The organism is Haloarcula rubripromontorii (assembly GCF_001280425.1).
In the GTDB taxonomy this organism is placed as follows: domain Archaea; phylum Halobacteriota; class Halobacteria; order Halobacteriales; family Haloarculaceae; genus Haloarcula; species Haloarcula rubripromontorii.
In genome coordinates, this window is the sequence record NZ_LIUF01000012.1 from 1 (window position 1) to 21,963 (window position 21,963).

The window sequence follows — 21,963 nt, forward strand, 5'->3', positions numbered from 1 at the left end:
CACCTATACATCACGAATCTACCGAGAGAGGAGTTTCTCCCGGCGGATCTAGCGACGCTGTATCGGTGTCGATGGGAAGTAGAAACGTTGTTCCGTGAGTTGAAGACGCAGTACGAACTGGACGAATTCGACACGAACAACCCTGATGTCGTGAAGATTCTACTGTACGCAGCGTTGCTGTCACTGCTGGTGAGTCGTGAGTTGTTGGATCTGGTCACTGAGCAGGCCGACGATGAGATCGTGTTTCCGCCGGAACGCTGGGCGGCGACCTTCCGGTCGCACGCCCAGCTCATCCTTCACGAACTCGGTGAGTACCTCGGTTACTCGCCACCGCCGTTGTTGGAGCGGCTAATCGAAGATGCCCAGAAAATCCACCAACAACGACCGATCTTACAAGAGACGCTCGCTACCGCTACACAACCGAGGTGTGAGTCTTAGCTAAAGACGAATACGATTACGAATTGATTAGTAAACGGCCAGTAAATCGTCCCACCCAAATACGCCCGGTTCATTTTGAGACCACATCAGCAACCTCTCATCAAAACTGATATCAGGTTAGTACAGAGGGGATAGTTTGTTTGACTGCGGTGCCTGTAGGATTTGCCACCCGGCCAAACAATCAGTTCCTCTCCCAGTCTGCTAGTGTGCCGAAATACAGAACTGTTGTCGGGGATAACGACACTCATAGTGACTTACACGCCGGTTTCTCACCTTACTTCCGGCAACCTGCTTCCCTTTTGTCGGACTACTGTCGGTGTATGACTCATCGTTGTCATAGCGCCCATATTTGCAGTGACTAATAGTGCATATTGGTACGCTGTCCGGCATGAAACCATCAAATTTGATAATTTCATACACAGGACTATTATTTCTGAGCGCTTTCTGAAGGCATGGCAAATAGTAACTTGACAGGTGCTGGAAACATCGGGGACAAAGACACCGCCGCTGGCGATGGTGGTTTCCTCTCGACCATCCCGAATGGGAGTTCAATCCCCGACGAGACGTGGCAACGCCGCCACAAATATTTCATCATCACAGTCCTTGCGCACATTCCGTTCCTGCTCGCTCTGGGACTTATCGAGACGGCACAGAGTCCGATCATCGGCGCAACCATCCCCGCTGTGCCGACCGGACGGGTGTTTCTTCAGATCGGTATCATTGCTGGGTTTGCGTTCGCTGCAGCCCTTCCGCAACTAGGCCGTCGAGTGCGAACTGTGCTCGCGGTCACAGCCCTCGCGTTCTGTACCGGCACGCTCGTGCACTTCAGCGGCGGGTACATTGAAGCGCACTTCCACTTCTTCATCGCAATCGGCATTGCCGCGGTCTATGAAGACTGGATTCCGTTCGGCATTGGCATCGCGTACGTCATCGCGAGCCACATCATCTTCGGCATCATTGACCCCACGTCGGTCTACAACCACACGGCAGCGCAACTGAACCCCATCGCCTGGGGCGCTGTCCACGGTGGTTTCGCCGCAATGCTGGCTATCGCACTGACAATTCACCTGAGTTCTATCGAGAAGTCTCGACAGAAGGCACAGACGGAGATTGAGCGCGCCCGTAAACGCGCGAACAAGATCGATAACCTCGAAGAAGAGCGGGCCGAAATCGAACAGCAGCGCGAGGAAGCGCAACGCCTCAGAGACGAGGCCGAGCAGGAGCGTGAAGAGGTCGCCGCGCTCAACAGCCATCTCGAACTGAAGGCCCAGACGTACAAAGACGCGATGGAGGAAGTGGCAGACGGCGACTTCACAACACGCGTCGATTCGGACAGTATGAACGACTCGATGGCTGAAATCGGCATCGCGTTCAACGGTATGGCGGACGAACTCGAAGCGACGCTCGGCGAGATTCAGTCGTTCGCAGCTGCCGTCGATAGGCAGGTCACGGAGTCCGATTCAGCACTGCGGGAGGTCGCAACGGCGAGCGACGGTGTGAGCGGTTCTATCCAACAGATCGCTGCCGGCGCTGATGAACAGCGGGGAATGGTCGAAGAGGCGAGCGCCGAGGTCTCGAACTTTTCAGCGGCGGTGGAGGAGATTGCTGCATCGGCTGATGAAGTCGCACAGACCTCTGCCGACACCGCAACAATCGCGACTGATGGGCAATCACTCGCCGAAGACACGTTAACTGATGCCCAAGACGTCAAGGCGTCGATCGATGAAACCGTGACGACAGTGACCGAACTCGACGACCAGATGACGGAGATTGCGACGATAGTGGACTTCATCTCTGACATTGCGGAACAGACGAACATGCTGGCGCTGAACGCGAACATCGAAGCGGCCCGCGCGGGGAACTCCGAGACGGGAGATGCAGGCGATGGCTTCGCTGTTGTGGCTGACGAGGTCAAGACACTGGCCGACGAGACACAGGAGTCTGCAGGCAATATTCGAACCCGAATCGAAAACATTCAGGACCAGACCGGCACTGTTGTCGGTCAGGTCGAACGGGCGAGCGAGCTAGTCGAAAAAGAGATCGAAGCCGTCGAGCGGTCCGTCACTGCGTTCGAGCGGGTTGCTGAGAACGCGGCGGAAACCGATACCGGCGTTCAGGAAATCAGCGACACGACTGATAGCCAGGCAGCGACCAGTGAAGGTGTTGTGTCGATGATCGATGAGGTGGCGGAGATCAGTGTCGAGTCTGCCGATGAAACGGAATCCGTGTCCGCGACGGTCGAAGAACAAACTGCCGCTATCACTGAAGTGAGCAACCGGATGGAGTCGCTGTCTGAGCAGGCACAGCAGCTCGAAACGCTGGTCGGGTCATTCACTGTCAGCACCGACGCTGCTCAGGCACAGTAGCCAGAGTTTCTCCAAATTTCCAGTTTCCGTCTGCACCAACTCCTACAGTTTGTGGCCACTGGCGAAACGCGCACTTACTCTGACTCGGAAACGTCCACAGTCAGGACCGGCACGGACGACTTTGTGACGACCTTCTGTGCTGTGCTCCCGAGCATATTCTTTTCGTATTCGTCTGCCTGCGTTCCCATCGTGATCAGGTCAATGTCGGCGTCGGAAACATACGACACAATGCGGTCCGCTGGTTTGCCCCGCTGAATCGCTGTCGAGACTTCGATTCCGTCCTGTTCCAGCGTCTCTCGGACGGCCGATGTGGCCGCTTCGCCCTCCGCTCGCATGTTCTCAAGCACTTCGTCCTGCATCTCGTCGGCCATCGACAGGAACGCCCGGTCGTCGATGACATACAGCGCGTGGACGGTAACGTCCCGTCCGTCGGCAATATCGAGTGTGTGTTCCAGTACCTGTTTCATTGACGCACTTCCATCCGTTGGAACGAGAATATCGCTATACATCGTTCGTACAAATCAAGTTGTCACAAACATCCCTTTCGGTTCTACCCAGGCGTCCGAACTACGGTCGCGATAGCGCGAGCGGTGATGCTGCTGTGTGGCCCGGTCCCGTTTGCACCCAGTCACAGATAGCCGAGTCGCTCCAACCGCGACTTGACGTCTATGTCGTCAAAGCCATCGATGTCGTATTCGGCCATTTCGTCTTCTCCGGCAGCGAGTGCAGTAATGTCGAGTGACTCACTGTGCTCTGCGGAGTCAGCGACAACGTCGGCCGGCGGGCGGTCGATAGGGGTCCCGTCGCTGGGCTCGGACCGCCGACCATGCACGACCGATTCGTACTCGTCATCCCCCCACGCTGCGCGCTTGTAGACGGTGTCGCCGGGTCCGTCTTGGTACACGAGCGACGCAGACTGTCGGAATCGGTCCGGTTCGTCGGTGTACTGTTCGGCGTACTCCGCCGTCTGCCCGGTCGGTGGTGCCTGATACGCAGTCGTCTGCCCGTTTGGTGCGACGAACAACCCGGAGTCGTCCGCTTCGCCGTCGAAGGCAGCCAGCACGGCGTCGGGAAATCGCGCCAACGTCGCCAGGGACTCGATCCGCCGCCCCTCGGTCTGCCCCGGTCCGCTGACGACCAGTGGAACGTGAAACAGTTCCTCCTGTGTGCCCATGCCGTGCATAACGGCCGGTGGCTCAGTAGCTGCCTGTGGCGGCTCCCCGAACCCGTCGCCGTGGTCCGACGTGATGACGACGAGCGTATCGTCCAGAACCCCTCTCGCCTCCAGAGCACCGATGACCCGCTCCAGAATGGCATCGGTCTGTCGAATCGCCCCGTCGTACAGCGGTTCGAGCAGTTGTCCGACGCCCGCCGGGAGTTGCTCCCCGTAGACGCTCCACTCCCACTTGATCGGGAGTTCGTCGTGCATCGCCCAGTAAAACTCCGTGCCCCACGCATCGTAGGCGTCCCGCGTCGCGTACGGCATGTGCGCGTCCATCAGATTCAGACACGCAGCCCAGGGCTCCGGTTGTTCGTCAGTCCACTCCATCAGCCTGTCAGCGTACCAGAACCCGTCGACACCGTTGCGGGTCTCAGATGGGTCGTCAACGGCTGTCGAATCGGGGCGCTCTGTAACGACTGTCTCGAAGCTGTCGCTGAGTCCGGACGGATGCACCGTGAGATACGGGTTCTCGGTGAAGACACCGGTCTCGTAGCCTTCGTCGTGGAGGAAATCAAAGATAGTCTGGCCGGGTTCCAGCCGTTCGGTTATCCGGAGTGTGTGGCCCTCGGACGGAACGCCGGTGAAGAGGCTCGTATGGGCCGGCAGCGACCAGCTCGCGGTCGTCCGTGCCTGCGTGTACACCGTCGCCTCACGAGCGAACGCTTCGAGGAAGGGTGTGGTCCTGCGTCGATGACCTAACAGCGAGGTGTTCGCCGCGCGTACGCAGTCGAGAACGACGAGTAATACGTTTGGCCGACCCATTGTCAGGCTTTAGAAGGTCTCCACGGCAAAAGTATGTTCTGTAATCGGGATTCTTACTGTCGTACTGGTGACCCGTGTCGACACGTCCATGGGAGAGGACCGCCGTACAGAACCGGGTGCTTCCGTGCCACCCGGCAGGACTGATTTTGTACCAGTGAGTACAGGGGTCACTGCCTACTTCGCCAGCACTCGTCACCGCTAAACGTTCTGCGCTACGGGAGTTTACCATCAAATAGGCGACACATAAACAATCAACAGACAGTGTCCCAGACCCCGCGGGAGTATATTTTATATGGGTCGACAGTCTGATGAGTAATACGTGGTCAAATCAACGGTCCGGTTTCCCGAAGCGGTGATGGACTGCGTCGAGGAGATGGTCGAAGAGGGTGTCTTCTCGAACAAGTCCGAGTTTCAGCGCTTCGCCGTCGAGTACGTCCTATCGGAAATCGAGGACTACGAACCCGAGATGGTTGATTTCGACGAACTCCAGAAAGAGGTCTTCCAGCACCAGCCGGTCTCCAGTCGGGCCGAGATGTCGCCGGAGATCAACGAGAACTTCTACGAGAACGCTGCGCGCGTCCGCCAGTTCGCAATCCGCGGTGACATCGAGACGGCAGAGGAGTACATCGACACTGCCTACCCCGTTACTGACCCTCGCTGCTTGCTCCTCGACGACTTGCTTGAATCCTATCGACAGCGCGAAACCGGCGACGAATAGGGTCCAGATCTGAGACGCAGTTGCCTCCCCGTATTTGATTGAGTAGTCTCCGGAGCGTCAGTCGTCGTCAGCGCGGGCCTCTGGCGTTCTCTCCGAGCGTGGCCCGGCGGCGTGGCCCTCGTGGGCCAGCGCCGTCGCGAACAGCTCTTCGGAGACGGCAGGCACCTCTGTCTCTTCGACTGCCCCCTCGGAATCGATGTCGTCGACTGAACGCGGGTACTTCCTGAGGTCCTTGTGGATAGCGATGCCCGCGTCCGCGCCCTCACCCATAGCGACCGGGATCTGGTTGTGGCCCGGGGCGAGGTCACCCACGGCGTAGACGCCGGAGACACTGGTCTCGCCGTGGTCGTCGACAGCGACCGTCCCGTCATCGTTTCTCTCAAGCCCCAGTTCATCGGCCAGTGCCGCGTGATAGTCCGACCCCAGCATCGGGAAGCCGCCCTTGTACTCTCGAACGCTTCCGTCTTCGAATTCGTAGGCCGATAGCCAGCCGTTGTCGTCGGTCTGCTTCCCGGACATCTCCGTCTCGACAATCTCGACCGGGTGATTGTCGAGCATCGTCTGCGTCTCGTCGCTCCACTCGGGGTCCTCGCCGCGAGTCAGGATGTCCACGTCGTCGGTGTAGTTCAGCATAATCATCGCGACGTGAGCCGCGGACTCGCCGGTGCCCATGACGAACACCGGTTCGCCGACGAACATGAACGCGTCACAGTGGAGACACCAGTGTAGTCCCTTCCCGGTCCGTGGCAGCGGGGGGTCCGGCCGCTCGTCGGCGAACCCGGTCGCCAGTACGACTCGCTTGACAGTCAGTTCGTCGTCGCTCGTCGTCACGGTGAAACCGTCCTCGTCGGCGAGTGAGTCCACCGACTCGACGAAGCCCCGCTCGTAGGTTCCGCCGTAGTCCTGGACCTGCTCGCGGGCCGTCTCCAGGAACTCGTTGCCCGAAACGTCCTCGGTGACGCCAATGACGTTGTGCGTGTCGGTCATCATCGCAGCGCGGCCCCCACCGCGGTTGATAACAACCGTATCCATCCCCAGTCGGGTGGTGTATAGCGCGCTCGTCAGCCCGGCCGGGCCACCGCCGACCACGGCGACATCGTAATCGTACTGCCCGTCAGTATACATCACCATATCGTACGTGCTCAAGCAATAAAAACAGCAGAACGGCGGCGACCGACGCGGCAATTTAGCGCTGGCGAGTCACGCTCTGAGTGGCGCAACGACAGGCTCGCTGGCACCTCACTCATCCGGGGCCAAGGGCTGCGATGTCGGCCCCGACTGTCGCCTGTGCATCGGCCGGATTCGGATCACTGTCAGCCAGATGCGTCCACTCGTGTGCGGGCAGTGCCGACAGATGGTCCGTGATTGCGGTGCTGTACGGAGTCGCTTTCACGGTGCTTTCGCTGTTGCCCCAGATATGGTTGATGACGGTCATCGAATCGATGCGTACCTCGACTGATTCGGGGTCACACCGCGCAGCCAGCGCCTGCAGGCCGAGATGGAGTGCGGCGTATTCGGCGACGTTGTTGTTTGTCCGGGAACCGACCGGTCGGCCGAGCCGGGCAATCGGTGTCTCGTCCGCCTGAATCACCGCTCCGGCTCCGGCCGGCCCGTTACTGTGTGCGCTGCCGTCCACATAGAGGACGACCCGTGACGCGTCGGCATCAGTCGCGGCCTGCTGTGCTGGGGGCGAGCCCGATTCGAGAAGTTCGTCGACTGCAGTCCGTATCTCCGCAGCGGATGTCGCCGGATCGAATAGGCCACCGTAGCCAGCTACGGCACCATTGATTGCATCGATAGCAGGGGTGAGTTCATATCGATACAGTGCAAGCAGCTCGTCGACCCGCGTCGCCAGCGGCGAGAGTGTCTCCGCCGGGAGACGCTCTCTATCACTCGCCGTCGTATCGTGACGGTCCATCAATAGCGCGTAGCCGCGGACGGGTAAAAGGTACTTGGCTGTGACAGGCCCGAGATGGCCAGCGGCGTATCGTAAGTACTGGCTGTTGAGCGAGCATTTTCCCCGGAGTCAGGACCGCAGTTAACAGCGCTGAGACCGTAGCCGTGGCTACAATGGACAGACGAGCGTTCCTTACTGCGAGCGGGCTTGCGGTCGCGGGCACAGTGACTGGCTGTAGTGCCCCCAGTAACGGCCAGCAAGGGGACGGCACGACAGCGACGGATACCGGACAGGGAGACAACGGGGCGACTGGTGTGGCCGTCGAGACCGTCGCCGACGGACTCGAAGCGCCATGGAGCGTCACGCCGCTGCCTGACGGCTCACGGCTGTTGGTCACAGAACGCGTTGGTCGCGTGGTGCTGGTCGACCCGGCGGACGGCACGACCACACCGGTCAGTAACGCACCGTCGGTGTACGCGAGCGGACAGGGCGGGATGCTGGATACAGCGCTCCATCCCGACTTTCCGGACCCGTCTTGGGTCTACCTGACATATTCGGGGGCCAATGACAGCGGTGAGTCGGCCACCCATTTAGGCCGTGGTCGCCTGAACGTGGCTGACGCGCACTTCGAGACGTTCGAACAACTGCACGTCGCCGAGCCGTTCGTCGACTCCGACGGCCATTTCGGGTCCCGCGTCGTGTTCGGCCCTGACGGCCTGGTGTACATGACTGTCGGCGACAGACAGTTCAAGGACTTCGGCCCCGACCACGTCGCACAGGACCGGACGAACGAACTCGGGACGACGCTTCGACTGACCCCCTCGGGCGGGATTCCCGATACGAACCCGTTCACTGACGATCCGAATGCAGTCGATTCGATATTCAGCTACGGCCACCGCAACGCACAGGGAATGACCGTTCATCCTGACACCGGCGCTATATGGCAGGCCGAGTTCGGCGAACAGGACGGCGACGAAATCAACATCGTCGAACGGGGCGGTAACTACGGCTGGCCGGTCGCCGACGAGGGCTGTACCTACGGCAGCGGCGAGCCAATCGGCGTTAGCCACGCGGAGCGCGACGATGTCATTGCCCCGGTGTATTCGTGGGAGTGTGGGTCAGGAGGGTTCCCGCCCAGCGGCACGACTTTCTACACCGGCGATGCCTTCTCCGAGTGGACCGGCGACTTGCTCGTCGGTGGGCTGGCGTCGCAGTACCTCGCCCGGTTCACTGTTGCTGGGCGAACGGTAGAGGAAGCGACGCCGCTCCTTGCCGACCGAGGGTGGCGAATCCGTGATGTCGCAGTCGAGCCCGATACCGGATACATTCTCGCGGCCATTGACTCACCGGACGCACCGATTGTTCGACTCCGCCCCGCCTGAATCAGGTGCGTCGGCGACAACTGGTCTGGACCGTCCCCGTCTCATAAGCCGAACCGAACCCGCATCGATTATACCCGGTTAGCGATCCCGGATCGCGCCATTTTTGCTTCTGAACCCGCTAAACTGGCTGTGAATCAGACTGCGATTCTGCATGCCGCGTTCGGAGTACTGATAGTCGCAGGGTTCCTCGTTTCGGCACCATTGAGCTATGGCTTGTACGGGCTGGGAGCTGTGTGTTTCATCGCCGGCATCGTACTCGCCCGGCAGGATAGCGATGAGCCGGACGCCGCTGACAGCGCTTGACCTCGGAAATCCTGCGACGACCAGTAGGGACTGTCGTGATTGTCAGACTCTCGCCGTACCGATATCTGCTATGAGCTTACACCGATTGGTGGCTGCCCGGTCACGCTTCCTGTAGTCGACCACCGTCGACAGCCACGTTCTGGCCGGAAATGTAGTCAGCCGCGTCGCTACAGAAAAACAGAATGGGTGCCGCAACGTCCTCGAATGTGGCCGGTCGTCCACGGGGGTACTCTGAGACATCCACGACAGTGTTCTCGACCGCGAAGGGCGACACGGCGTTGACTGTAATCCCGTCGTCCTGCGTATCATATGCCACTGTTCGCGTGAACTGCAGGACTGCCTTTTTCGCTGCGAAGTACGGAAAATTCATCGGCACGGCTCGGTCATCGCGCGCGTCCGCCACGCCGAAGTTGATAATCCGTCCCCAGCCGGTCGCCCGCATCGGCGGGAGCGCTCGCTGCGAACACAGATACGTCGAGAATAGACACCCCTCAACAGCAGTTCTCCACTCATCGAGGGACAGTTCGTCCCACCGCCCCTGTGGGAGCGGACCAACTGCGTTGACCAAGATATCGATATCACCTAGTTCCGACTCACAGTCCGAGAACAGCGAATCAACAGCGTCGGGCTCCGTTACGTCGCCTGCTACCGTGGTTGCCTCGACACCGTGATCCCGTGCGCTGGCTGCCGTCTCCGCCGCTGCTTCTTCGCTCGTCCGGTAGTGCACGGCGACATCGGCACCGGCAGCCGCTAACTCAAGGAGTATCTCACGGCCGACCCGCTTTGCAGACCCCGTCACGAGAGCAGTACGCCCGTCTAGCTCCGGCTGAATTGCTACCACTTGTCGATGTATGGCGGGAAACGTCAAAAGTATGAGGGAAAATTCCGCGGAAAGGGGAACCTCACTATGCCAGCAGCCACCCTCGGACTAGTGGCTAGGCTTCCCTGTGTACGGAGTCTTGGAGAACCGAATTTCACTCGACGCTATCGCCGGCGAGTCGGCTACGCATCCTGCCGGCGGTTTTATCAGATCGGTGGGAATATTCTGTCATATGCCTGAACAGCCTGTTGATGTCGGCCCAGGAGGCGAGAACGTCGCTGGTGAGGCACCCGCCGCGGAGCCGGAAACCGTTACCGACGACGCAATCCTCCATGACGACGACGTTGAACTCGAACGGACTATCGGGCTAATCGGCGGGCTGGCAATCGGGATTGGGACGATGATCGGGGCCGGTATCTTCGTCTTTCCAGGGCTAGCGGCCGCCAGCGCTGGACTGGCAGCGACGCTCTCGTTCGCAATCGGTGGGCTGATCGCGTTGCTCGTGGCGCTTCCGACCTCCGAACTCGCCACGGCGATGCCACGGAGCGGTGGCGGGTACTACTTCATCTCGCGGAGTATGGGGACGGCGTATGGCGCGATAGTGGGGCTCGGGCTGTGGCTCGGACTGATGTTCGCCTCGGCGTTCTATCTGGTCGGACTCGGTCACTACGCGAGCGCCGTGTTCGCTGAACTCAATATTGCGCTCCCGGTTAGCCCGGTCATCGGTATCGGGCTGCTGTTTGGGGCTGTCCTGACGGCACTGAGTATCGGTGGCACGGAAAATACGGCAAAGCTCCAGAACGTGGTCGTGGGGGTCCTCCTCGTGGTGCTTACAGTGTTTCTCTCCTACGGTGTTCTCGATGCCGTGGGTGTGTTCGGTGGCGGCACCGTTCCGGAGCAGTTCTTCTCCAGGGGGTACTTCCCGGTGTTGACGACCGCTGCACTCGTGTTCACGTCGTATCTGGGGTTCGCTCAGGTCGCCACTGTCGCGGGCGAAATCAAACAGCCGGGTCGGAATCTCCCACTGGCGATGGTGGGCTCGGTTCTGATCGTCACCCTCTTTTACGTTGTCACAATCTTCGTCGCGACCAGTGCGTTCGGCGCTGAACGACTGGGAGAGTTCGGGGAGACAGCGATGGTCGAAGTCGCCCGTGACTTCCTCGGGCTGCCCGGGGCGGTCGCAATACTTGGTGCCGGACTGTTGGCGACGTTTTCCAGCGCGAACGCGTCGATTCTCAGTGCTTCGCGGGCGGTCTACGCGCTGAGCCGCGATGCATTGCTCCCCAGAAAGGCGAGCAAGGTCAATCTCCGGTACGGCACACCGCACGTCGCGTTGCTCGCTGCTGGCGGACCGATACTCGTCCTCGTCGCGACTGGCCGGGTCGAACTCCTCGCCGAAGTCGCCTCGTTCCTCCATCTGATCATGTACGGGCTGATGTGCGTTGCGCTGATCGTGTTGCGCCGTCGCAATCCAGATTGGTACTCACCCAGCTATCGAGTGCCGGCCTATCCGGTGGTTCCGGCCGTCGGTGCGATCGCGAGTTTCGGACTGATCGCCTTTATGCAGCCAGCGTCAATCGGCATCGGCATCGTGGTCATGCTCGCCTCGTACCTCTGGTACCGTTATTACGCTGGGGACGTGACACTCAAAGGAGATCTCTGAGTATGACGGACCGACAATCGATACTCGTCCCGATTCGCGTTCTCGAGGGGGAATCGGTCCCGGAGGGTGTCCCCGAACTGCTCGCCCATTCGCACGTCGTCCTGGTGGGGTATCACGTCATCCCGGAGCAGACTGCGCCCGGACAGGCGCGGTTGCAGTTCGAGGACCGGGCCACGGAACGGCTCGATGAGTACGAGGAAATGTTCGAAGGTGCGGGGGCCACCGTCGAACGTCGACTGGTGTTCACCCACGACGGCCAGAAAACCATCGACCGCATGATTGCCGAACACGACTGCATGGCCGTTCTTGTTCCGAACGCCACGGGACCAGTCGAAGACGTACTGGTCCCAGTCCGCGGGGCCGTCGGTGTCGACCGGCTCGCCCGCGTCGTCGCGAGTGTGTTCGGGGCGATGGACGCCGACGTGACGTTGTATCACGTTGCGGCCGCAGACACGACGGACGACGATGTCCAGACCCTCCTCAGTGGAATCACGGAGCGTCTGGTGGAGTTCGGGATGGATCCGTCAACTATCGAGACACGGATTGACCGCGACCGGAACCCCCTTGATGCAATTGTAGACGTGGCTAAGTCGTTTGACACGGTCGTGATGGGAGAAACCGACCCGTCGCTGGCGACGTTCGTGTTCGGGATGCCAGCCACGCAGGTCGCCAACCGGTTTCTCGGGCCGGTGTTCGTGGTCCAGCGAGAGCGCGCTTCAGCGGACGAAGATGGGTAACTCACCCTGATTCAGCATCCGGTCGGCTGAATAGTTGTGTGTCTGTCCTCCTGTCGTGCCCTCAGTGCCCTACTGCCCACGGATACCCACCTGTCGCCGCGTGGGAGTGGTCGTGTTCACTGTCGGTTCCGCGCTTGTCTGGGCTGGTCCGCACGATGTCATCGACTCGAAGGATCTGCGTCACGACGGCGACTGCTCGCTGCAGTGCACTCGTGAACACCGTTGCTGGTTCCAGAACACCTGCTGCAATCATATCCTGGGGATGACCATCGGGGCCGACACCGACCGTCTCTGAGCCGGAGTCGTGTCGCTGTTGTATCGTCGCCAGCGTGTTCAGTGGGTCCGTGCCCGCGTTCGTCGCCAGTGTCCGCGGGAGTGCTTCCAGCGCGGTTCCGAACCCATCGAAGACGAGCTGTGTCCGGTCCGGTATGCCACTGGACAGGGCGGCGAGGTCCATTGCCAGCGCGGTCGGCACCGCACCTCCACCCGGCACGAACGCGCCGTCGTCAAGTGTGACACGAGTAACGTCGATACAGTCTGCCGCGATGCGGCGGACCTCGCCTGCAACGTGTGGCGTGCCGCCACGGAGCAGTAGTGTTGCTCGTTGTTCTTCGGGACAGCCCTGTAGCGTGAGCGTCTGGGTGGTCCCCACGGTACGCTGCGTGACCGACGCAACAGTGCCAGTAGTGTCCGCAGTAAGCTCGTCGACGGACAGCACTGGCGTGCTCCCTGTCGCTCGGGCAATGACATCAAACTCGTCCCGCCGAGTCCGCTCGACGGGGAGCACACCTCGCTGGACGAGCGCTGTCCTGACCGCTTCGTCGATGGATTTCTGACAGAACAGGACGGTCGCACCTGACTGCACCACCTGCGCTACGAGTTCCGTTCTCCGGTCCTGTTCGTGGGCCTGCAATTCGCTCCGCTGTGTCGTGTCTTGCAGCGTCACCGACTCGATGTGGCTCGGTTCCTCGATACCGATTTCGGCGTCGACCATCGCGATGGCGGGCTCGGCGTGCGTCTGAGTGCCTGGGTGACTGAGGGTGTCGAGCGATGTCGATGACGTCTCCAGGTCGACCACCACCCCATCGAGACAGACGGACTCACGGAGTTCGCCGCCGGGATAGGACTTGAGCGTCAGCCTCGATGTGTCGAACTCGACCGCCTGCAGCGCAGTTAGGGCCAGTTCGCCGAACCGCTCGGTCGAGGCGTCGTCCCATCGTCCCGTGACGGCGGTCTTTGCAATCTGTGCCAGCCGGTCGTCGTGCCGGCTGTGGAGGCTCCGTTCGTACTGCGCAAGGTGGTCAATAGCAGTCTCGGCAGCCCTGCCGTAGCCGTCGATGATTGTCGTCGGATGCAGCCCGTCCGAACGAAGCGTTGCGGCCTCTTCGAGAAGTGCGCCGATCAGCACGACGACTGTGGTCGCCCCGTCCCCGACGGCACTGTCCTGCGCAGCGGCGGCCTGCTCGACCAGCTGACCGACAGGATGCGTGATATCCATCCACTCGATGATTTTCGACCCGTCGTTCGTGACAATGACCGTTCCGTTCTCGCCGACGACCATCTTGTCCAGCCCGCTGGGCCCGAGCGTCGTTCGGACCGCGTCGGCAAGTTCGCCTGCGGCGGTCTGTGTGTTGTTCGGCTCGTCAGTGCCGTCGTCAGCGGTCGTCTCTCCCAACATCAGTGTCGACAGCCCGTGTTGTCTTTAGCCCTCATTACAGCGGGTCGTCAGTGACACAGATGTCACCGCGGTCAGCGCTATTGTGCTCGATGCCCTCTGGGGACGCATCGAACTCGAACGCGCCCGTCGGGAGCGCCAGCGTCGAGCAGGCGTTCGGTACGTCCACGACGCCGCTCTGGCGGCCCTCGACCGGGACAGTGCCGAGGATGTGCAGCGCCTGCTGGCCGGTGTAGCCGAACTGCTTGAGGTAGTCGATGGCCTGCAAGCACGCCCGCCGGTAGGCGGTGTGGGAGTCGATGTACTTCTGCTCGCCGTCCTCCGTGACTGAGTAGCCACAGAAGGTGACGTAGTCCTCGAAGTTCGGGCCGCGGTGGCCCGGCTCGAAGATCGGGTGGTCGACGCCGAACTTCTCCATCCCGTCTTTCACGAGGTCGAATTCGAGATCGACGTAGGCGGCCATCTCGATTGCGCCACAGAAGGATATCTCGCCGTCGCCCTGCGAGGCGTGGAAGTCGCCGATGCCGAACTTCGCGCCCTCGACGTAGACTGGGAAGTACACCGTCGAACCGATGGAGAGGTCTTTGATGTCGTGGTTCCCGCCGTGTTCGCGGGGCGGGACGGTCCGGGCCGCGACCTCCGCTGCCTCCTCGGCCTCGTCGGGGTCCATCTCGCCCATCAATGCACCGTCGGGCGTCGGTGGGTTCGCCACGCCGGGCTCTGACTCGCCGGTCGGATGGTTCGGTATCGATTCGGGGTCCTCCGCGTGTTTGTCGATGAGTTCCTGTTCGCGCTCGTTCCACGCTTCCAGCAGTTCTTCGCTGGGGGCACATCCTGCGAGGCCGGGGTGGATCTTCCCCTCGTACTCGACATCGGGGATATGGCGCGAGGAGACAGTGTAGCCGTCGATGTCCCAGATGGACTTGGCCGCCTTGGGAAAGTGGTCGGTCAGGAAGCCGCCGCCGTTTTGCTGGGAGAACGTGCCGGTGAAGCCGAACTCCGACCGGTCATTGAGCGGTCCCATGTCGTGGAACTCGACTTTCAGCAGGTCGCCCGGCTCGGCACCGTTTACGTGTACGGGACCCGCGAGGTAGTGGACCTGCGAGAGGTCCACGTCCCGGACCTCGTTGGCGTCGTCATTGTCGGTTATCTGTCCGCCGGTCCAGTCCAGGGCCTCCAGTCGCATGCTCTCGCCGGGGTCCGCTTCGACGACCGCCGGGATGTCCGGGTGCCACCGGTTGAACGGGTTCGCGCCCGGCTGTTCATCTGGCGCACTGTCGACATCTACCTCGAACTTCGTTTCTGGCATTACGGCTACAGTATCGGATAGATTACACATAAGTGTTCGGCTGGTTGACGTTTAGAACGTACAGTTTCAGACGACAGTCAACAGTATCCAAATACGAATTTTCACTAGGCCACTACATATCTGTATAGATAGGGGTTATAAGTGTACATGCGCCATATAAAAATCCCGATTATTTGTCCGGTTAGTTTTGATTATATTATATGTTGGCCTACTCTGAGTGTAGAGTATCTCACCACAGTTATCACGCATCATATAGCTGGTATACGGGCCTATTGAGCACGCAGAATCATCGAAACCCAGTCGGATTGTGAAACCAGTCGCAGACTGGGAACTCTGCAGCATCGATAGACACTCACAACCAGCGTTCATACGAACGCCGGCGAACGGCTGTTTACGAGAGTCACACCAGATTCTCCAAATATTCGAGGGCACAAGCACCGTGTATGCGCCGACGGACGGTTCTCAAATCGACGGGTGCGGTTGGAACAATTGTCGGAGTCTCCGGGTGTCTCGGCGGTAGCTTCGGCGACTCGAACCCTGATGTCGTCCTCGAAGAACCCGACCGGGAGTTCGAGAGCAGCGACGTTCCGTATCCCGCATGGGGTGAACAGATCCCAGACGTACGTGTCGCCACACCGACCGAATCACGCGAGATCCGGTTGCGAGATATTGAAACGCCGACTCTCCTCACGTTTTTTTACAGCCACTGCCAGACTGTGTGTCCGGTTCTCATCTCGACGCAGCGAAACATCCAGAGCCACGCACAGAACAACGGCTACGCGGATGCGGTCACGCTCCTCCCGATGACGTTTGACCCCGCCCGTGATACCGCAGAACGACTTGGAGCGTACGCCGACAAGATGAACGTCGACGCCGATAGCGAAAGCTGGCAATTCCTTCGACCGGCGTCGAAACAGCGGGCGAAGGCTGTCATACAGGACCAGTTCGGAGTCATGTTCCAGCGAACTGAACCCGAGGACATGGATATGTACATGTTCACACATACGGCACTGACGCTACTGGTCAACGCTGATGGGTTCGTTGAGCGTGCGTATCGCTCAAAGTCACCGGACGAGGAAACGATCATTGCTGACCTGAAGGCGGTGAGAACCGCGTGAACCGCCGGCAGGTCATTGCCGCGCTGACTGGGCTCTGTCTCACAGGGGGAAGCCTGTGGGTTTCCCAGAATGGCCTGTCGAGTATCCAGCCGCGGGACACGGAACAGCTTCCGGTCCGGGTGGAAACCCTCGATGCGCGCGGTTCGTCAGCAGGCGAGACACCCGTGCCGACGCCGGGAACCGTCACAGTGGTCGACCTGTTCGCCACGTGGTGTGCGCCCTGTGACGACCAGCTAGAAATTCTCGACGCGATTCGACCCGAGTACACCGACGTGTCATTCGTCTCAGTAACGAACGAGCGGCCGAGCGAGACTTTGACGAGGGCTGACATCAGCGAGTGGTGGAATCGCAACGGCGGTGCCTGGACTGTCGGACTGGACCCCGGAAGCGAATTGCTGGCTGCGTTCGGGGCAGACGGACTTCCGTACATCGCGATTACTGACGAACGCGGGACCGTCCAGTTCAGCCACAGCGGGCTTGCCGCTGAAGAAACGCTTCGAGACGAACTCGACGCGCTGGCGTAAGATGACTGGGGTTGCTGTACTTGGGACACTTGTGTTCGCCGCGAGCGCCGGCGTCGCGACGTTCTTCGCCCCGTGTGCGTTCCCACTTCTCCCGGGGTACGTCGGATACTACATGCGTGAGAGCGAGGGAGATGTCGGCATGCTGCCACCTGCAACTGCCGCTGCTGGCGGAGCACTTGTCGCGCTCACCCTCGTTGCGCTACTTGTCCTCGCGCTCGGGCAGCCACTGAAGAACGCACTCCCGATGCTCGAACCGGTGATCGGACTCGGTCTGGTCACGTTCGGCGTTGCGATGCTCCTGAACCGCGAGCCCGAACTCCGCGTCCCGCTGCCACAGCGACCGGCGTCCGTAACTGGATTCGGCGTGTTTGGGGCTGTGTATGCAATCGCCGCAGCCGGCTGTGTCGTGCCGCTGTTCTTCGGCGTCGTCACCCAGGCGCTTGCACTGCCAGTCCACGCGAGCGCTCTCGCCCTGACGGTGTACGCGCTCGGCGTTGCCCTTCCCCTTGTCGGCGTGACGCTCCTCGCGGGCGTTGGCATCGGCATCTGGCACACCGTCGGCACGTACCTGCAACGGATACACCAGATCGCAGCCGTCGTGATGATACTCGCCGGAGGCGGGCAGATTTACCTCGCAGTGTTCGAACTCGGCGTGGTGTAGGTCCACTCCAGTGGCGACTGACCCCTCTCCAACGAGGACTCGCGTGGCATTCGCACGGAGGCACGCAGATTTACACCACAAGCGATTTATCGGTATATTGACTACTTCGGCACAGCAATGCGCTGTTCCCGCCGCCACGCCCTCCGACTTATCGGCGCGTCCGGGGTAATCACCGCGACCGGCGGTTGTCTCAATCCCGGCAGTCTCGACAACTACGCGCTCATCGCCAGCGAACATGACCTCTCGTCAGTCGGGCGGCCGTATCTCTGGCCCGACCCGACCGCAATTGATGCGACCACCAGAGTCGACTTTACCGCAGAGACGAAACAGCAGTATACGTCCGAACTGTTCGACACCGGCAGTGTCACCGTCCAACAGTGGCCACTCGTCGGACGAGATCGGTGGGGCAAAGACACGCGACCACGCCCAACGTTTCTCCGGCAGGACGGGATCTTTTATCACGTCCAAATCAGCGAGGAACAGCATCTCGAACGGGAACGCTGGCATTTCGCGGTCACACGGACTGACGAGACACCACCAGACGACGCCACGGTCGAACGCACCCCCTTCGACCGCTCGACACAGGACAAACGCGTCCTTGAAGCAGCGCTCGACGCGGTCTACGCGGGCAACGATGGGTTTCTCGGCGAGCCGCAATTCGAAAACCTGCAGGCCGTCGAGTATCACCACCACCTTGACGCCGAAGCCAGTGATCTCGTCCCATCGCCGCCCTTCGATTACGTCGAGTACGAGGACGAATATTTTCGCCCCGTCACGGAACAGCGGACGGTAACCGTCCCGGAGTGGACGTACACTATCGACGAAATCACGAATGATCGCGAAGCGTTCCAGGAGTACGCACGAACGGCGATTCTGGACCTAGATTTTCGCTCGCGCGACCTCTCGGAATCCGCTCGTGGCGTAATCGACGACGCAATCAGCGAGGAGCCTCGCCGCTACGAAGAGGGCGCACCGCCCTCCGACAGACTTGCGGAGGTTTTGGACGCGCTCGGCATTGCTGAGGACCTCCAGCCAATAGACAGTTACGACGACCGAGTCGACTTCCGGGGCGTCGTCGCCGAATACGAGGGCACAGTATATCGGTTCAGCCTGATTGTGACCCCGTGATTGCCCGTCACTGGCCGGAACTCCGCGAAGTCACGGACCTTGAAGAGTGTCGACGGGCGGTACTCTCGGTCGCGTTCTCAGAAGCGACCTCCCGGGCTGTGTCGACCCACCTGTGGTCCGGGAAGGTTTCGGGACGTACATCGTACGTATACCGATACTCACGCCCGTCTCCGTCGAGCGTGATATCGAACGCGTAGATAATCCCATCCTGGACCCCGAGCTGGAGCGTGCCGTTGAGAGGGGGTGAGAGAGTAGTAGCGGTGTCGCGCTCGCCCGAGAGCCGGTACGTAATTACAGGGACCGAATGGTGAGTCGTCCTGTTGATGGCCGTCCATGTGTATGCTTTGAGCATCTCTGTGTGTCGGCCGATATTTGTGGGCGCAATCTGTCCGTACCGCGGGTCGTACCGGTAATACGCGTCAGTAGTGTTATCGTACACATACGCGCTATCGGACTGCAGTTGCTCTCGCTGGTGTTCATTCGGGATACCGTCGGCCCGCTGGATGACCGCGTACGTCGTTCCGTTCCGATAGACTGTAGCGTTGTGCCACCGGTCGGCGAGTATCTCGCCTGTGGTGGAATTGATGTAGTAATCACCCTCCACGAGCCGCCGGTCGGGTGGCTCGGTGTGGACGATAGCATACGAGTCCCAGTGTGTCTGCGGTGTGTGCGATACGTTCATGCCGTGTACCTCAAGTGCCGAGAAGTTGATGTGATCCGGCCCCGCCCCTGCAGGGTATGCCTGACCGGAGTCGGATGCGAGCATCTGTGGAGGCCAGAGGCTCGTGAAAGCAAACGCCGCGACACCGACCACTACGAGTACGACAGTAAGGCCACTGACATAGCGCTGATCCATACTGGGTCGAAAACCAGCGTCGGTAACTAAGTGCCCAAGAGTCAAACCAGACTTTGTCCGTTACATCGGATCAACCCACGTCTCGGTCGTGGAAGAGCGTGCTCTGTGCTGCCTACTCCGAGCCGCGACCGACCGCTCGGTGTCCTCAGCACCGACAGGGACAGCGTAACAATGTGGACGGGAACACTTTAATGTCAACTGTCTGTCTCAGCGCTTGATGAATCCAGTGGCTGCCACGCCGGGCTAGATAAAACCGCGCCGCTAGTCAGTAGCAATTAACAGATATGAATGGTGGCGGCGAACCGCGTTTCCCAGAGGCTCGCGCACTCCAGTACTCCCCGGAACGCTGGTGGGCTTATCTTCCGTGTTCGGGATGGGTACGGGAGGCAACCCCACCGCTGTGGCCGCCTATACAATCCCTCTGGCAGCCACAGTTATAAGAGTAGCTAATCGGAGACGAGAACTATCCGAAACAGTTCAGCCGCTCAACAGTACACAGGTGACACCGATGCTATCTTCAGGCAAGTATCAGGAATTATTACATAATCTATCACAGTCATATACTGCCAATCAAACCAGAGTGTGACCGCGGTTGTCTATCCTACCCTGACACGTCTAAACGGGTCTGTCCAGACTTGAACCGAGGATCGTGTTTGCACTGCAACTGCAGCCAGAGAACTGGTCAGCAGTCAGACGAAGGAACGGCAAGCGATACGCCGGCGAGGAATATCGGGAGACCGGCGATCACAACGGCGGCGGCACTGACCATGACAACTGGGATGAAAAGCACGCCCAGTCCGTACGGCGTGGGGAGTACCGGGAGGACTGGCAGCATCGACAGCACGAACCCGATAGCAGCCGTTTTTATCGCCAGCCAGCGGTTCCCGTGGCCGACTGCGTATCCGGCCGGGAGAAGCACAAACGCAGGTCCAAGAACCAGCAGCGCTGCCACCGGGGGCGTGGAGCCGTCACTGACGACCATCGGAACTGCCGCTATTGTCGCTCCCAAGGCGATACCTGCGCCGACTACAGCGCCGCCAACGACCCTCTGATAGCTCGTGTGCTCACGGATACGCCGCTGTGACAGGGCGATGCCACAGACGAACAGCGAAGTGCCACCGCCGAACAGCGGTGCTACGGTGCCACCCAGACGCAAAACGCCCGTCGCTCCAAGAAACGACAGAACAGTCGATACCGCGCCGACACCGGCGAAGATGATACCCGCGGACTCCCGGACGCGTTTCAAATCCCAATCAAGCCAAGCGACGCCTCCGGCGGCAGCGCCGATCAAGAGGGTAAACACCGCTGTGGGGAGGGTGATGTATGCGAGTGCCTTCACCGCCATCACAGGTCCGAGAAGTGTGCCGACCGCAAGTAGGCTCAACAGCGGCCCGACGGCCGTCTCACGGGGGACAAAGGTTACGATACGCCCGTCGTTGAGTTCGGTCACCGTCATCCGCTGTCCGTCGTCTGAGACGGTCGCGCCATCGATGGGCCGCCCGACTCGCATCCCGTCGGGAGCAACGACGACGAGCCGGTCAGCACCGAGGCCATCGAGGTTTCGATACCCGTAGGCCTCAGTAAACTCGCCTGTCCGGACCGTCCCGCCGATGGACTGCTCGGCGAAATCAGCCTCACGGTAGCGCAACGTTATGACACCATCGCCAGACACGTTCGCGCTCAGGAGTTCGGCGTCCCACATCGCTCTGTCGGCGATAGCGGCTCGGAGGCTCTCGTTTTCCCGAAGTTGTGTTGTCCCCTCTGTGCTAGACAGTCGGTTGTGGACGACCCACGTTGCGCTTCCGTTGTTGTCGACGGTGACGGTAGCGTTGCTGTGAGTGACTGCGACCGAAACACCGTGTGACTCGGCTGTTGATTCAAACGAGTCACCGCAGGCGTCACACAGCGGCCGCGGCGGCGGTGCTGCGCCGGCAGGCACGGCGATACAGAGGAGCGATGTACAGACCAGACAGAGGAGGGCAAGGTGATGGCGTTGATACGGGGCCATGAATGTATCTATCCTGTCATATGTTTATAGATATTGGTTACTCAAACAACGGTTATACCAACACGGACGGCGGACGACACTGGGACCAATACACCTCGACTAACTGTACTGTTCAGTACATATTTCCCCGGCGCTGCCGGCCGTGTTCCCCCATCTTCGGTGTCGCGGCCGAGCGGAGCGGCCGCCGCTTGGGCGTCGTCGATTAGGTCTGGCACCCACTCGCTTATCTCGGGATGCGTACAGCGAATACTGTCGCAGCTGCCGTCGCGTTCGCGGTCGCTGGTCGGGAATGCAGTCTCGTGTCAGGAACGCGGTTTCGCCGTCGGTGAACTCGAGACCGGCGGAGACAGATTCGAGAATTTCGATATATGTGTCC

Annotated in this window: 19 protein-coding genes and 1 rRNA gene; 10 read left to right on the forward strand and 10 right to left on the reverse strand. The window is 60.4% G+C overall.

The window, feature by feature from the left end; all coding sequences use genetic code 11:
- Both AMS69_RS18910 and AMS69_RS18915 read left to right on the forward strand, forming a co-directional pair.
- Positions 1–438 (forward strand): transposase (locus AMS69_RS18910; RefSeq protein WP_155120012.1); only part of this gene is annotated, 438 nt, incomplete at its 5' end.
- 452 nt (positions 439–890) lie between these two features.
- On the forward strand, positions 891–2,804 hold the full coding sequence (locus tag AMS69_RS18915; protein WP_053969586.1) for a methyl-accepting chemotaxis protein: 1,914 nt from the start codon (positions 891–893) through the stop codon (positions 2,802–2,804).
- 74 nt (positions 2,805–2,878) lie between these two features.
- On the opposite strand, the gene AMS69_RS18920 is transcribed toward AMS69_RS18915, so the two are convergent.
- Entirely contained in the window at positions 2,879–3,313 is a 435-nt protein-coding gene (locus AMS69_RS18920) for a universal stress protein (protein ID WP_053969587.1), read from the reverse strand.
- Between the two features lie 119 nt (positions 3,314–3,432).
- On the reverse strand, positions 3,433–4,788 hold the full coding sequence (locus AMS69_RS18925) for a sulfatase (protein ID WP_053969588.1): 1,356 nt from the start codon (positions 4,786–4,788) through the stop codon (positions 3,433–3,435).
- Positions 4,789–5,107: 319 nt separating this feature from the next.
- Here AMS69_RS18925 and AMS69_RS18930 point away from each other — a divergent pair, with 319 nt between their 5' ends.
- Positions 5,108–5,506, forward strand: a complete 399-nt coding sequence (locus AMS69_RS18930; RefSeq protein ID WP_053969589.1) for a ribbon-helix-helix domain-containing protein — start codon at positions 5,108–5,110, stop codon at positions 5,504–5,506.
- A gap of 57 nt (positions 5,507–5,563) precedes the next feature.
- Here AMS69_RS18930 and AMS69_RS18935 read toward each other — a convergent pair whose 3' ends face one another.
- Positions 5,564–6,631 (reverse strand): NAD(P)/FAD-dependent oxidoreductase, encoded by a 1,068-nt coding sequence (locus AMS69_RS18935; protein WP_053969590.1) that lies wholly within the window; start codon positions 6,629–6,631, stop codon positions 5,564–5,566.
- Positions 6,632–6,749: 118 nt separating this feature from the next.
- Positions 6,750–7,424, reverse strand: a complete 675-nt coding sequence (locus AMS69_RS18940) for a ribonuclease HI family protein (protein ID WP_053969591.1) — start codon at positions 7,422–7,424, stop codon at positions 6,750–6,752.
- A 152-nt stretch (positions 7,425–7,576) separates the two neighbouring features.
- Between AMS69_RS18940 and AMS69_RS18945 the strand changes: the two genes are divergently transcribed.
- Entirely contained in the window at positions 7,577–8,785 is a 1,209-nt protein-coding gene (locus AMS69_RS18945; protein WP_053969592.1) for a PQQ-dependent sugar dehydrogenase, read from the forward strand.
- Positions 8,786–9,188: 403 nt separating this feature from the next.
- On the opposite strand, the gene AMS69_RS18950 is transcribed toward AMS69_RS18945, so the two are convergent.
- Positions 9,189–9,887, reverse strand: coding sequence for an SDR family NAD(P)-dependent oxidoreductase (locus AMS69_RS18950; protein ID WP_077067846.1), 699 nt, complete (start codon positions 9,885–9,887; stop codon positions 9,189–9,191).
- Between the two features lie 253 nt (positions 9,888–10,140).
- Here AMS69_RS18950 and AMS69_RS18955 point away from each other — a divergent pair, with 253 nt between their 5' ends.
- Positions 10,141–11,571, forward strand: coding sequence for an APC family permease (locus AMS69_RS18955; RefSeq protein ID WP_053969593.1), 1,431 nt, complete (start codon positions 10,141–10,143; stop codon positions 11,569–11,571).
- A gap of 2 nt (positions 11,572–11,573) precedes the next feature.
- Positions 11,574–12,308, forward strand: a complete 735-nt coding sequence (locus AMS69_RS18960; RefSeq protein ID WP_053969594.1) for a universal stress protein — start codon at positions 11,574–11,576, stop codon at positions 12,306–12,308.
- A gap of 61 nt (positions 12,309–12,369) precedes the next feature.
- Here AMS69_RS18960 and AMS69_RS18965 read toward each other — a convergent pair whose 3' ends face one another.
- Together AMS69_RS18965 and fmdA are read right to left on the reverse strand one after the other, a co-directional pair.
- Entirely contained in the window at positions 12,370–13,986 is a 1,617-nt protein-coding gene (locus tag AMS69_RS18965; protein ID WP_053969595.1) for a TCP-1/cpn60 chaperonin family protein, read from the reverse strand.
- A 34-nt stretch (positions 13,987–14,020) separates the two neighbouring features.
- Positions 14,021–15,292: a formamidase gene (fmdA, locus tag AMS69_RS18970; RefSeq protein WP_053969596.1), complete on the reverse strand. Its 1,272-nt coding sequence runs from the start codon at positions 15,290–15,292 to the stop codon at positions 14,021–14,023.
- A 443-nt stretch (positions 15,293–15,735) separates the two neighbouring features.
- Between fmdA and AMS69_RS18975 the strand changes: the two genes are divergently transcribed.
- The 4 genes from AMS69_RS18975 to AMS69_RS18990 all read left to right on the forward strand — a co-directional run bounded on the left by AMS69_RS18975 (position 15,736) and on the right by AMS69_RS18990 (position 18,723).
- Positions 15,736–16,410 carry an SCO family protein gene (locus AMS69_RS18975; RefSeq protein WP_053969597.1) on the forward strand — a complete coding sequence of 225 codons (675 nt, stop codon included), beginning with the start codon at positions 15,736–15,738 and terminating at the stop codon, positions 16,408–16,410.
- Positions 16,407–16,934, forward strand: a complete 528-nt coding sequence (locus AMS69_RS18980) for a TlpA family protein disulfide reductase (RefSeq protein WP_053969598.1) — start codon at positions 16,407–16,409, stop codon at positions 16,932–16,934. Before AMS69_RS18975 ends, AMS69_RS18980 begins: the two co-directional genes overlap by 4 nt.
- Position 16,935: 1 nt before the next feature.
- Positions 16,936–17,595 (forward strand): cytochrome c biogenesis CcdA family protein, encoded by a 660-nt coding sequence (locus tag AMS69_RS18985; RefSeq protein ID WP_053969599.1) that lies wholly within the window; start codon positions 16,936–16,938, stop codon positions 17,593–17,595.
- A gap of 117 nt (positions 17,596–17,712) precedes the next feature.
- Positions 17,713–18,723, forward strand: a complete 1,011-nt coding sequence (locus AMS69_RS18990) for a hypothetical protein (RefSeq protein ID WP_053969600.1) — start codon at positions 17,713–17,715, stop codon at positions 18,721–18,723.
- Between the two features lie 7 nt (positions 18,724–18,730).
- Here AMS69_RS18990 and AMS69_RS18995 read toward each other — a convergent pair whose 3' ends face one another.
- From AMS69_RS18995 to AMS69_RS19005, 3 genes are all read right to left on the reverse strand, one after another.
- The gene (locus tag AMS69_RS18995) at positions 18,731–19,579 is read right to left on the reverse strand and encodes a hypothetical protein (protein ID WP_053969601.1); all 849 of its coding nucleotides are present in this window, start codon (positions 19,577–19,579) and stop codon (positions 18,731–18,733) included.
- Positions 19,580–19,868: 289 nt separating this feature from the next.
- Positions 19,869–19,991: ribosomal RNA gene (gene rrf, locus AMS69_RS19000) — 5S ribosomal RNA — on the reverse strand.
- Between the two features lie 270 nt (positions 19,992–20,261).
- On the reverse strand, positions 20,262–21,587 hold the full coding sequence (locus AMS69_RS19005) for a hypothetical protein (RefSeq protein ID WP_053969602.1): 1,326 nt from the start codon (positions 21,585–21,587) through the stop codon (positions 20,262–20,264).
- Positions 21,588–21,963 lie beyond the last annotated feature (376 nt).

What these genes read in the sequence shown, in the direction of transcription:
- AMS69_RS18915 (WP_053969586.1), top strand. Translation starts at nt 891, where the DNA reads ATGGCAAATAGTAACTTGACAGGTGCTGGAAACATCGGGGACAAAGAC.
- AMS69_RS18920 (WP_053969587.1), bottom strand. Translation starts at nt 3,313, where the DNA reads ATGTATAGCGATATTCTCGTTCCAACGGATGGAAGTGCGTCAATGAAA.
- AMS69_RS18925 (WP_053969588.1), bottom strand. Translation starts at nt 4,788, where the DNA reads ATGGGTCGGCCAAACGTATTACTCGTCGTTCTCGACTGCGTACGCGCG.
- AMS69_RS18935 (WP_053969590.1), bottom strand. Translation starts at nt 6,631, where the DNA reads ATGTATACTGACGGGCAGTACGATTACGATGTCGCCGTGGTCGGCGGT.
- AMS69_RS18940 (WP_053969591.1), bottom strand. Translation starts at nt 7,424, where the DNA reads ATGGACCGTCACGATACGACGGCGAGTGATAGAGAGCGTCTCCCGGCG.
- AMS69_RS18945 (WP_053969592.1), top strand. Translation starts at nt 7,577, where the DNA reads ATGGACAGACGAGCGTTCCTTACTGCGAGCGGGCTTGCGGTCGCGGGC.
- AMS69_RS18955 (WP_053969593.1), top strand. Translation starts at nt 10,141, where the DNA reads ATGCCTGAACAGCCTGTTGATGTCGGCCCAGGAGGCGAGAACGTCGCT.
- AMS69_RS18960 (WP_053969594.1), top strand. Translation starts at nt 11,574, where the DNA reads ATGACGGACCGACAATCGATACTCGTCCCGATTCGCGTTCTCGAGGGG.
- AMS69_RS18965 (WP_053969595.1), bottom strand. Translation starts at nt 13,986, where the DNA reads ATGTTGGGAGAGACGACCGCTGACGACGGCACTGACGAGCCGAACAAC.
- fmdA (WP_053969596.1), bottom strand. Translation starts at nt 15,292, where the DNA reads ATGCCAGAAACGAAGTTCGAGGTAGATGTCGACAGTGCGCCAGATGAA.
- AMS69_RS18975 (WP_053969597.1), top strand. Translation starts at nt 15,736, where the DNA reads ATGCGCCGACGGACGGTTCTCAAATCGACGGGTGCGGTTGGAACAATT.
- AMS69_RS18985 (WP_053969599.1), top strand. Translation starts at nt 16,936, where the DNA reads ATGACTGGGGTTGCTGTACTTGGGACACTTGTGTTCGCCGCGAGCGCC.
- AMS69_RS18990 (WP_053969600.1), top strand. Translation starts at nt 17,713, where the DNA reads ATGCGCTGTTCCCGCCGCCACGCCCTCCGACTTATCGGCGCGTCCGGG.
- AMS69_RS18995 (WP_053969601.1), bottom strand. Translation starts at nt 19,579, where the DNA reads ATGGATCAGCGCTATGTCAGTGGCCTTACTGTCGTACTCGTAGTGGTC.
- AMS69_RS19005 (WP_053969602.1), bottom strand. Translation starts at nt 21,587, where the DNA reads ATGGCCCCGTATCAACGCCATCACCTTGCCCTCCTCTGTCTGGTCTGT.